This is a genomic window from Rhodococcus rhodochrous (assembly GCF_014854695.1).
Taxonomy (GTDB): domain Bacteria; phylum Actinomycetota; class Actinomycetes; order Mycobacteriales; family Mycobacteriaceae; genus Rhodococcus.
Map to the genome: position 1 here is coordinate 5449220 of NZ_CP027557.1, position 10337 is coordinate 5459556.

12 protein-coding genes are annotated in these 10337 nt (G+C 66.2%); 3 read left to right on the forward strand and 9 right to left on the reverse strand.

Annotation, left to right across the window (positions count from 1 at the left end):
• The first annotated feature begins 62 nt into the window (after window positions 1-62).
• The 3 genes from trxB to C6Y44_RS24950 all read left to right on the forward strand — a co-directional run bounded on the left by trxB (window position 63) and on the right by C6Y44_RS24950 (window position 2718).
• Window positions 63-1028 carry a thioredoxin-disulfide reductase gene (gene trxB / locus C6Y44_RS24940; protein WP_120280935.1) on the forward strand — a complete coding sequence of 322 codons (966 nt, stop codon included), beginning with the start codon at window positions 63-65 and terminating at the stop codon, window positions 1026-1028.
• 46 nt (window positions 1029-1074) lie between these two features.
• Window positions 1075-1404 (forward strand): thioredoxin, encoded by a 330-nt coding sequence (trxA, locus tag C6Y44_RS24945; protein ID WP_006550900.1) that lies wholly within the window; start codon window positions 1075-1077, stop codon window positions 1402-1404.
• Between the two features lie 135 nt (window positions 1405-1539).
• Window positions 1540-2718: an N-acetylmuramoyl-L-alanine amidase gene (locus C6Y44_RS24950; RefSeq protein WP_060652419.1), complete on the forward strand. Its 1179-nt coding sequence runs from the start codon at window positions 1540-1542 to the stop codon at window positions 2716-2718.
• 84 nt (window positions 2719-2802) lie between these two features.
• Here the strand turns inward: C6Y44_RS24950 and C6Y44_RS24955 are convergent, their stop codons facing one another.
• The 9 genes from C6Y44_RS24955 to rpmH form a co-directional block, all read right to left on the reverse strand.
• Complete coding sequence (locus tag C6Y44_RS24955) at window positions 2803-3492, reverse strand: GNAT family N-acetyltransferase (protein ID WP_174246961.1); 690 nt, start codon at window positions 3490-3492, stop codon at window positions 2803-2805.
• 58 nt (window positions 3493-3550) lie between these two features.
• The gene (locus C6Y44_RS24960; RefSeq protein WP_192378599.1) at window positions 3551-4813 is read right to left on the reverse strand and encodes a ParB/RepB/Spo0J family partition protein; all 1263 of its coding nucleotides are present in this window, start codon (window positions 4811-4813) and stop codon (window positions 3551-3553) included.
• Window positions 4810-5781 carry a ParA family protein gene (locus C6Y44_RS24965; protein WP_016691064.1) on the reverse strand — a complete coding sequence of 324 codons (972 nt, stop codon included), beginning with the start codon at window positions 5779-5781 and terminating at the stop codon, window positions 4810-4812. The genes C6Y44_RS24960 and C6Y44_RS24965 overlap by 4 nt, the downstream gene beginning before the upstream one ends.
• 634 nt (window positions 5782-6415) lie before the next feature.
• Complete coding sequence (gene rsmG / locus C6Y44_RS24970; RefSeq protein ID WP_174246960.1) at window positions 6416-7096, reverse strand: 16S rRNA (guanine(527)-N(7))-methyltransferase RsmG; 681 nt, start codon at window positions 7094-7096, stop codon at window positions 6416-6418.
• Window positions 7097-7206: 110 nt separating this feature from the next.
• Window positions 7207-7755, reverse strand: a complete 549-nt coding sequence (locus tag C6Y44_RS24975) for a Jag family protein (RefSeq protein WP_120280938.1) — start codon at window positions 7753-7755, stop codon at window positions 7207-7209.
• 22 nt (window positions 7756-7777) lie between these two features.
• Window positions 7778-8881, reverse strand: coding sequence for a membrane protein insertase YidC (gene yidC, locus C6Y44_RS24980; RefSeq protein WP_159417113.1), 1104 nt, complete (start codon window positions 8879-8881; stop codon window positions 7778-7780).
• Window positions 8882-8950: 69 nt separating this feature from the next.
• On the reverse strand, window positions 8951-9241 hold the full coding sequence (yidD, locus tag C6Y44_RS24985) for a membrane protein insertion efficiency factor YidD (protein ID WP_120280940.1): 291 nt from the start codon (window positions 9239-9241) through the stop codon (window positions 8951-8953).
• Window positions 9238-9633: a ribonuclease P protein component gene (rnpA, locus tag C6Y44_RS24990; RefSeq protein WP_159417112.1), complete on the reverse strand. Its 396-nt coding sequence runs from the start codon at window positions 9631-9633 to the stop codon at window positions 9238-9240. The genes yidD and rnpA overlap by 4 nt, the downstream gene beginning before the upstream one ends.
• A gap of 20 nt (window positions 9634-9653) precedes the next feature.
• Window positions 9654-9797, reverse strand: coding sequence for a 50S ribosomal protein L34 (rpmH, locus tag C6Y44_RS24995; RefSeq protein WP_006550910.1), 144 nt, complete (start codon window positions 9795-9797; stop codon window positions 9654-9656).
• Window positions 9798-10337: the final 540 nt, after the last annotated feature.

Sequence of the window (10337 nt, forward strand, 5' to 3'; positions counted from 1 at the left end):
GTTTCGGCCGGATCGCCCGCAGTCCTCGCGCCCCCGATCACCCAACCGGAAGGCTCCGCCGCATGACGACCTCGCCCACGATTCACGACCTCATCATCGTCGGTTCGGGACCGGCCGGATACACCGCCGCGATCTACGCGGCCCGCGCCGAACTCACACCGCTCGTCTTCGAGGGAACGCAGTTCGGTGGCGAGCTCATGACCACCACCGAGGTCGAGAACTTCCCGGGGTTCAAGGACGGGATCATGGGCCCGGAGCTCATGGATCAGATGCGCGAGCAGGCACTGCGTTTCGGCGCCGATCTGCGCACCGAGGATGTCGACGAGATGGACCTCACGGGCGCGGTCAAGACGGTCGTCGCCAACGGCGAGACCTACCGCAGCCACGCCGTCATCCTCGCGATGGGCGCCGAGCCGCGTTACCTCGGTGTGCCCGGTGAGTCGCAGCTTCTCGGCCGCGGCGTCTCCGCCTGCGCGACCTGCGACGGCTTCTTCTTCCGCGACCAGGACATCGCCGTCGTCGGCGGTGGCGACTCCGCGATGGAGGAAGCGACCTTCCTGACGCGCTTCGCGCGCAGCGTCACCCTCATCCACCGCCGCGAGGAGTTCCGCGCCTCGAAGATCATGCTCGAGCGCGCCCGTGCCAACGAGAAGATCCGCTTCGTCACCAACGCGAAGGTCGCCGAGGTGCAGGGCGAGAACAGCGTCACCAACCTCGTCCTCGAGGACACCGTCACCGGCGAGCGCAGCGACCTTCCGGTCACCGGCCTGTTCGTCGCCGTCGGCCACGACCCCCGCAGCTCGCTCGTCAAGGGTCAGGTCGACCTCGACGACGAGGGTTACGTGAAGGTCTCGGCGCCGTCCACCGCGACCTCCGTGCCGGGTGTCTTCGCCGCGGGCGACCTCGTCGACCACACCTACCGCCAGGCGATCACCGCCGCCGGCACCGGATGCTCGGCGTCCATCGACGCGGAGCGGTGGCTCGTCGCGAACCGCGAGGTCGAGGCGCCCACGCTCGCCGAGGCCTGATCCACCACCCCGTTCCACATTCCATCCCGAGATTCAGGAGACATCCGTGGCCGACAAGAACACCGTCACCATCACCGACTCGTCGTTCGTCGAGGACGTACTGCAATCCGAGAAGCCCGTCCTCGTCGACTTCTGGGCCACCTGGTGCGGTCCGTGCAAGATGGTGGCTCCGGTTCTCGAGGAGATCGCGGCCGAGCACGGCGACAAGCTGACCGTCGCCAAGCTCGACATCGACGCCAATCCGTCGGCCGCACGCGACTACCAGGTCATGTCGATTCCCACGATGATCCTCTTCTCCGGTGGCAAGCCGACGAAGACGATCGTGGGGGCCAAGGGCAAGGCGGCGTTGCTTCGGGATCTCGCGGACGTCCTGTAGTACCGTCCCAGGATCAACCTCTCGGATGTGCCCGTGAGCCCGTATTCACGGGCACATCCTTCATCCAACCCCCGTTCGATGCTGCCCAGCCCTCACGCCGGGCACCGATCCGGTCAGCACGGAAAGGCCCGATACATGCGCCCTCTTCGTCACGGCGACCACGGTCCGGCGGTCGCCGAGATCCGGAGCACCTTGGCCGGCCTGGGCTTCCTGCACAACGAGCCCGAGGAGTCGGGCGACTGGATGGGATCGGACGTCCCCTTCGATCGTGAACTCGACGGAGCCGTGCGCGCCTTCCAGCAGCAGCGCGGTCTGCTCGTCGACGGGATCGTAGGCCCCGCGACCTACCGTTCCCTGAAGGAAGCGTCGTACAAGCTCGGTGCGCGCACCCTGATGTATCAGCTCTCCGCTCCGCTCTACGGCGACGACGTCGCGGCCCTGCAGACCCGTCTGCAGGATCTCGGCTTCTACGTCGACCGCGTGGACGGCTACTTCGGTCCGAAGACCCACGAGGGTCTGTGCTCCTTCCAGCGCGAGATCGGACTCGCCTCCGACGGCATCTGCGGTGCCGAGACACTGCGCTCGCTCGAACTGCTCGGCACGCGTGTGTCGGGCGGGTCGCCCCACGCGATCTCCGAGGAGGAGATCGTGCGCCGCTCCGGTCCGCAGCTCAGCGGCAAGCGCATCGTCATCGACCCGGGTCTCGGCGGCAACACCCACGGCATCATCGTGCCGAGCCCCCACGGCCCGATCTCCGAGGCCGACATCCTGTGGGATCTCGCGCGCCGGCTCGAGGGCCGGATGGCGGCGACGGGCATGGAGACCTTCCTGTCGCGGCCGTACCACGTGAATCCGACCGACGTCGAACGCGCGGGTACGTCCAACGCGTTCGGTGCCGACCTCATGATCTCGCTGCGGTGCGACGCGAGCCGCAGCCCCGCCGCGAACGGCATCGCGAGCTTCCACTACGGCAACTCGCACGGCTCCGAGTCGATGATCGGTCAAGTGCTCTCCGGCTACATCCAGCGCGAGATCGTCGCCCGCACGAACCTGCAGGACTGCCGTAGCCACGGCCGCACCTGGGACCTGCTGCGCCTGACGAACATGCCCACGGTGCAGATCGATCTCGGTTACCTCACCAACGAGCAGGACGCCGCGCTGCTCGCCGATCCGCGCAGCCGCGACATCATCGCCGAGGCGATCCTCATCGCGGTGAAGCGGCTGTACCTGCTCGGCCAGGACGACCAGCCGACCGGCACGTACACCTTCGCCGAGTTGCTCGCCGAGGAGCTGTCCATCTCCGACAGCCGCTAACCGGCCCGTAGACGAGAAAAGGACCGCCCCCGCAGAGTCTGCGGGGGCGGTCCTTTTTCGTCGGTGTCCGGTGGACGTATCGGTTCAGTGAGCGCCGACGGCCGAACCCGCGGTCAGGTCCGCGACGGTGAGAGAGGACTCCTCGAGAAGCCGGTCGAGTGCGGCCTCCACGGCGAGTTTCCACTCGTGGTCGCGGTCGAGCTCGAGACGCAGGCGCGGGTACCGGTAGTGCGGTGCGACGACCTCGAAACCCATGTCCTCGAGGAAGTCGGCGTCGATCATGCACTCCGTGTCGGAGCATCCGAGTGCGGCCGTCGCGTGCGGCACATCGCTCACCTCCGACTCGGCGGTGCGCCGAATCCCGAAGGCCTCGATGGCACGGACGTTGCGGCGGACGAGGTCGGCGACGACACCGCGGATGAGGTCCGCTCCGACGTCCAGATCGACCGCGTGGGGTTCCGTCCGCATGGACGTCAGCAGGATCGCGTCGGCGCTGACGGGTGCGGTGGGGAAGGCCAGCGCGCGGGGCACCATGCCCGGGGGAGCGTAGAGCGCGCACCCGGCGGCCTTGTCGCCGATCGTCGCGATCTGGCCGCACGACCCCCATTCGAGAAGGACCATGGAGAGCCATGCTTCCTTCTCGAACTCGGGGTCGGCGAACTGCTGAACGTCGGGCGCCGCGGTGGGATCCAACTCCCAGAACACGCACCGTCGCGCATGAGCAGGCAACTGCTCGATCCCACTCAGCGTGAGCGGTGATACTCGAGTCGACACGGGATAGCTCGCCTCCACGTCTTTCGTCTACAGACTGTTGTCCTGCTCCGACGAGGAGTCAAGAAAGGTCCGTCTGAGACTCCATCATCTTCACGATGCGTTCGAGATCGTCGACCGAACCGAACTCCACCACGATCTTGCCCTTGCGCTTGCCGAGGCTCACGGTCACGCGCGTGTCGAAGGAGTTCGACAGGCGCTCCGCGACGTCCTGCAGCCCGGGCATCTGGATGGGCTTCCGACGCTTCTGCTGCGGAGCGTCGGGCGTGTCGTTGCGGTTGGCGAGCACGACGGCTTCTTCCGTCGCCCGCACGGACAGGCCCTCGGCGACGATGCGTGCGGCGAGTGCCTCCTGAGCGTCGGCACCGGCCTCGAGCGCCAACAGGGCACGCGCGTGCCCGGCCGACAGCACTCCGGCCGCCACGCGTCGTTGCACCGCGACCGGCAACTTGAGCAGCCGGATCATGTTCGTGATGACCGGCCGCGACCGTCCGAGCCGACTCGCGAGTTCCTCGTGGGTGACCTCGAACTCTTCGAGCAACTGCTGATAGGCCGCTGCCTCTTCGAGGGGGTTGAGCTGCACCCGGTGGATGTTCTCGAGCAGCGCGTCGCGCAGCAGCGATTCGTCCTCGGTGTCGCGAACGATCGCGGGGATCGTGTCGAGGCCCGCCTCCTGGACGGCACGCCAGCGACGCTCACCCATCACGAGCTGGAAGCGGTCGCCGTCGAGACGGCGGACCACGACCGGCTGCATGAGCCCGAACTCGCGGACGGAGTGGACGAGCTCGGCGAGCGCTTCCTCGTCGAAGACCTGACGCGGCTGCTTCGGGTTGGGCTCGATCCGGCCGATCGGGATCTCGAGGTACACCGCTCCGGTGGGGGAGGGGAGGGGTTCGCTCTCGGGCGTCGATCCGGACGCCCGTGCCGCTTCGTCTTCGACAGGCTCCGCCGGGGACGCGGGCGTCGGCGTCCGGCCGTCGCCGATGATGAGGTCGGCGGCTGCCGTGCCCAGACCGGAGGACGGGAGGTTCAGGACCGACGAGCCCGGGCGACGCGACGTGGCCGACTTGGACTGCCCGCCCGAAGCCGGCTTCGACGGTGCACCCGCGGCCGGTGCGGACTTGGCCGGCGCAGGAGCGGCCGGAGCCGCGGACTTCGTAGGAGCGGTGGCCGTGGGAGCGGTAGCTGTGGGAGCGGTAGCTGTGGGAGCGGTGGCCGTGGAACTCGGGGCGGTCGCAGGCTTCTGCTCTGCGTCCACCGGAGGGCCGGTGGGGATGAGTGCTGCCAGACCTCGACCGAGCCCGCCTTTACGTGTCGCGCTCATCCGTTCCCCTGATTCTCGTGTACCCCGCGTGCCGCCAACTCGCGCCCCGCGTCGAGGTAGCTCATCGCGCCGCGCGATCCAGGATCGTAGTCGAGAACCGTCATCCCGTAACCGGGAGCTTCGGAAACCTTCACGCTGCGGGGGATGACCGAACGCAGCACCGCGCTGCCGAAGTGCGCACGCACTTCTGCGGCGACCTGATCGGCCAGCTTGGTGCGACCGTCGTACATCGTCAGGAGGACGGTCGAGACATGCAGTTCGGGGTTGAGATGCGACTGGACGAGCTCGATGTTGCGCAGGAGTTGCCCGACACCTTCGAGTGCGTAGTACTCGCACTGGATGGGGATGAGGACTTCCTTCGCCGCGACGAGCGCGTTGACCGTGAGCAGACCGAGCGACGGCGGGCAGTCGATGATCACGTAGTCGAACTCGCGGTCGCCGAGCGCCTCCTTGGTGAGGGCGTTCCGGAGGCGGTTCTCGCGCGCGACCATCGAGACGAGTTCGATCTCGGCACCCGCGAGATCGATCGTGGCGGGGATGCAGAAGAGACGTTCATTGTGCGGGCTCTGCTGCACGGCCTCGGCGGCGTTGATCTCGCCGAGGAGGATCTCGTAGCTCGAGGGCACACCGGAGTAGTGCGGCACACCCAGGGCGGTGCTCGCGTTGCCCTGCGGGTCGAGGTCGACCACGAGGACCGACAATCCCTGCACGGCGAGCGCGGAGGCGATGTTCACCGCCGTGGTGGTCTTACCGACCCCACCCTTCTGGTTGGCGATCGTGAAGACGCGGCGCTCGCGCGGCTTGGGCAGCGCGTTGGCGTCGCTCGGATGCAGAACCTGAGTGGCGCGATGAGCAGCCGCGCCGATCGGGGTGTCTACAGTGGAGAAACCGTCGAAGGGCACGGGGGAGAAGTCGTCCTCGACGCCTCCGGTTTCACGTGAAACAGCGGATTCAGATCCACCCGTCATAGAACACTCCTTACACGTAGATCCGCTCGGTTCGCACGCTACATCCTCGTCGCTTCCCGGTCGCGACTTCGAAGACCGGGTCGAGGCGCCGAAGGGAGAATGCGAGTCCCGGGCCCGGAGTTGTCCCCGGTCTCCCGACCACGCGCACGCATTCTCGGTTGGTTCAGTATCCCATCCGCATTCTAGGTTCCGTCGGCGACATGGCCGGGTGACGTTTCACGTGAAACGACGCGCGAAGTTGTTTCACGTGAAACAGGCACATGAGGGATCTCAGCGGTTTCACGTGAAACAATGCCGACCCGCAAGAGGTGCAGTCGAGGACAGCAACTGTTCAGACAGAAATGCTTTGCACCACAACTGAATTCACATGTTGCAATGCCAATTGCATTGCGCAGGAAAGTAATTAGCGATATTCAAATACCATGACTCCTGAATCATCACAGTGACGAAACTCTCTGGGGTGATTGGGTCTGGTGTGACAACGCCCGAATCAACCGTTTCGAACCGGAAAAGTACTCGAGTAGATTCCTCAAGTCGAAAAAGATGTCTCGGAAACGACAACACCCTCCCGACCCGGCAGGGGAGGGGAGGGGAGGGGAGGGTGTCAGGGCGATCGTCGCGCCAGGCGATTCGGTCAGCGCTTCTTGCGACGCCGTGCCGGCCGCGGAATCCGCTCGGCCTTCACGACGATCGTGGGCGTCGGAAGGAGATCGCCTCCGCACTCGAGCACCTCGAGATTGCCGGCACCGAGGCGGGCGAGTTCGTCGTGATCGCGGTCGATTTCTTCTCGAGCGGACGTACCCTTCAACGCCAGCATCCGGCCTCCCTCGTGGACGAGGGGGAGCGACCACTTGGCGAGCTTGGCGAGAGGTGCGACGGCACGGGAGGTCACGACGTCTGCGCCGCCCGCCTCCTGCAGGACGCTCGGCTGCTCGGCACGGCCCCGGACCACGAGAATGTTCTCGATCCCGTGGGATTCGACGAACTCCGCCAGATAGACGGTGCGGCGTAGTAGCGGCTCGACGAGCGTGACCTGGAGGTCGGGGCGGGCAAGTGCGAGAGGAATACCCGGCAGACCTGCGCCGCTGCCCACGTCGACGACCGTCTCACCCTCCTGGATGAGTTCGCCCACCACGGCGCAATTGAGAATGTGTCGCTCCCACAGGCGCGGCACCTCACGCGGTCCGATGAGCCCCCGCTCGACACCTGCCGTCGACAACGAATGGTGGTACCGCTCGGCAAGTTCGGTCCGATCCCCGAATACCCGCTGCGCGACCGCCGACAGTTCCGCCTCGTGCTGTTCCACGTGAAACATCCTTTCCTGTCGGCTCACCCGAAACAACATCGGGACCCACAGCATCAGTTACGAAAAGGCGAAGAGGGACCCTGACGACGCAGAGTCCCTCTTCGGTCGGCACGGCCGACTCAATCCTTGACGATCACCACACGGCGGTGCGGCTCCGCGCCCTCGCTCTCGCTGGACACACCGTCGATCTTCGCGACGGCGTCGTGCACGATCTTGCGCTCGAACGGCGTCATCGGCTCGAGTTCTTCGCGCTTGCCGGTCTCGAGCACGCGCTTCGCGGCCGACGTGCCGAGCGAGGAGAGCTCGGCGCGCTTGCCCGCACGCCACCCGGCGATGTCGAGCATGAGCTTGCTGCGCTCGCCGGTCGCCTGCTGCACGGCAAGGCGGGTGAGCTCCTGCAGAGCGTCGAGCACTTCACCGTTGCGACCCACCAGCTTGGTCAGATCCTTGCCACCGTCGATGCTCACAACTGCGCGGTCGCCCTCGACGTCGAGGTCGATGTCGCCGTCGAAATCGAGAACGTCGAGCAACTGCTCCAGGTAGTCGCCGGCGATCTCGCCTTCTTCGATGAGGTAGTCGTCGTCATCGAGATCGGTGTCCGCCGCAGCGTCGCTCTCCTCGGGTGCCACCGCGAGGTCCTCTTCCACCTTGTCCAGGTCACTGGCCATGTTCAGCTCTCTTCTACTTCGGTCAGCGCCGCTTGCGCTTGGAGTTCTTGGGACGGCTGCCCGGCTTGGGAGCGGACGCACCGGACTTCGAAGCCGCGGGGGAGCCGTCGCCGGCCGCGGCGTCCTTCTGCAGCGACACCTCGCCGGTCTCGTCGACCGTGGCGTCGACGGCGTCGGACGCTGCCGCTGCGGCCGAGCCCTTCTTCTTGGACTTGTCGGGGCGAGCACCCGGCTTCGGTGCGTTCTCGTTCCGGCGGGCCAGAGCCGCAGCCTTCTTCTCCTCTTCCTCCTTGTCGATACGGCGGAAGACGAGGTGCTGCTGTGCGTAGGTCCAGATGTTGTTGCTGACCCAGTAGATGATGACGGCGATCGGCAGGAACGGACCACCGACGATGACGCCGAGCGGGAAGACGTACAGGGCCAGCTTGTTCATGATCGCGGCCTGCGGGTTGGCAGCGGCCTGCGCGCTCTGGCGGGCGACGGATGCACGTGCGTTGAAGTGCGTCGCAACGCCGGCGATGATCATCAGCGGCACGGCGACGGCCGCGATCTCCCAGCGAGTGGGGAGTTCGGCGCCACCGACTGCGAAAGCCTGGAGCGATTCCATCGGCTGCGTGATCCACGCCGAGATGGGGGCACCGAACAGCCGCGCGTCGAGGAAGGACTGGACGTCCTCCGGGCTGAACGCGTAGTTGCCGATCTCGCGGTTCTCGTAGGGATCGAGACCGAGCTGACCGAAGCCCGAGCCGGTGCGGTTGAACGAGCGCAGCACGTGGAACAGGCCGATGAACACCGGGACCTGCAGGAGGACCGGCAGGCACCCCATCAGGGGGTTGAAGCCGTGCTCCTTCTGGAGCTTCTGCATCTCGAGTGCTTGGCGCTGCCGGTCCTTGGCGTACTTCTTCTGGAGCGCCTTGATCTGCGGCTGCAGTTCCTGCATCTGGCGGGTCGTGCGGACCTGCTTGACGAAGGGCTTGTAGAGAATCGCACGGAGGGTGAACACGAGGAACACCACCGACAGTGCCCAGGTCCAACCGCTGTCGGGTCCCAGGAACGGGATCGCGGCGAAGACTTTGTGCCAGACCCAGAGGATCCAGGACACGGGATAATAGATGAAGTCGAGCACGGCTCTATGTACTCCTCTGGTCGTCCATGATCGCCACGAAGAGGCGTCGGTCTCGGGTCTCGGCTCCGGTCAGGTACCCACTGGGGACGACCGATGTTTCCGTTCGGGTACCGGATCCCACCCACCAGGGTGCCAGGGGCCACACTTGAGCAGTCTCACCGATGCCAGGACCGAACCGACGACGACACCCCGCGTGCGCAGCGCCTCCACGGCGTACTCGCTACAGGTCGGAGTGAATCGGCAGGTCGGCATCCGTGTGGGCGACACATAGGTGCGATAGAGCTCGATACAGAAGATCAATGCCCGGGCCGGGGCGGACCGCAGGGACCGCCACCACGACCTCCGCTCGGGCTCGTTCATGCGCGAGCACTCCCACGCGAGGCGGGAGCACCGGCGTCGAGCAGTCCGAGACGGGTGAGACCCGACCGCACCTGCTTGTCGAGCTCGCGGGAATCCGCGGTGGCAGCGCCGGGTAGTGCGCGCAGCACGATGTCGGTCTCGGAGGGCAGAGCCTCGACGAGACCTGCACAGATATGACGAAGCCGGCGTGCGACTCGATGTCGAATCACCGCCGGCCCGACAGCCTTGCTCACGACCAGTCCGAAACGCGGACCGCCGACACTCACCAAGGACTCGGTGCGATCGCGTTCGAGAACGTGAACGACCAGATCCCGCCGCCCCTGACGACGCCCTCGGCGGACGGTGTCCGAGAAATCCGAGTGGCGCCGCAGTCGATACGGCTCAGGTAGCACCCCGAGCTCCCGTTAGGGAATCAGGCGGTGAGAGAAGCGCGGCCCTTACGGCGACGCGCCGAAACGATTGCGCGACCCGCACGGGTGCGCATCCGGAGACGGAAGCCGTGAACGCGCGCGCGGCGTCGGTTGTTCGGCTGGAACGTCCGCTTGCCCTTGGCCACGGTCGACACTCCTCGATAATTCTGCGACGGCGCGGCAAGCACCGTCGTCCAACGTGTACGTGAATTCGCAGGATTCGTATTGCCCGACTCGAGCAGGACGAACCCGTCACCTCGGTATGAGTGACTGTTCGAGGCTACTCGGACGCGGGCGCGAAATCAAACCGCGACGAACAGCGGCGATCAACGCGACACGCCGGACGTGTTCGGTGAAAACTATTCGCCCAGAAGATATGTGATCCAGGGCACAGCTCGGGTACGCTTTTGGCCATGTCTTCGACGGCGCATCGCGACTACCTGTGCAGTCCCGCGTCACGCTCCGTCCGTCGACGATGTGCCGGCCGGTGACGGCCTGCTGCCCCGCGCCTCTTCGGGCGTCGTCGCGCAGCTTCTCCGGGCGCGTTCACCGAACACGGAGTCGGATCGCGTCGCACCGTGTGTCACACTGATCCCCGCAGACCGCCCGGGCCACGAGCCCCGCTGAGCGAATACAGACCTCCCATCCACACATCCACCGGGTGATTCCCCCGGTTGTCCACACCT

What these genes read in the sequence shown, in the direction of transcription:
- trxB (WP_120280935.1), top strand. Translation starts at nt 63, where the DNA reads ATGACGACCTCGCCCACGATTCACGACCTCATCATCGTCGGTTCGGGA.
- C6Y44_RS24950 (WP_060652419.1), top strand. Translation starts at nt 1,540, where the DNA reads ATGCGCCCTCTTCGTCACGGCGACCACGGTCCGGCGGTCGCCGAGATC.
- C6Y44_RS24960 (WP_192378599.1), bottom strand. Translation starts at nt 4,813, where the DNA reads ATGAGCGCGACACGTAAAGGCGGGCTCGGTCGAGGTCTGGCAGCACTC.
- C6Y44_RS24965 (WP_016691064.1), bottom strand. Translation starts at nt 5,781, where the DNA reads ATGACGGGTGGATCTGAATCCGCTGTTTCACGTGAAACCGGAGGCGTC.
- rsmG (WP_174246960.1), bottom strand. Translation starts at nt 7,096, where the DNA reads ATGTTTCACGTGGAACAGCACGAGGCGGAACTGTCGGCGGTCGCGCAG.
- C6Y44_RS24975 (WP_120280938.1), bottom strand. Translation starts at nt 7,755, where the DNA reads ATGGCCAGTGACCTGGACAAGGTGGAAGAGGACCTCGCGGTGGCACCC.
- yidD (WP_120280940.1), bottom strand. Translation starts at nt 9,241, where the DNA reads ATGAACGAGCCCGAGCGGAGGTCGTGGTGGCGGTCCCTGCGGTCCGCC.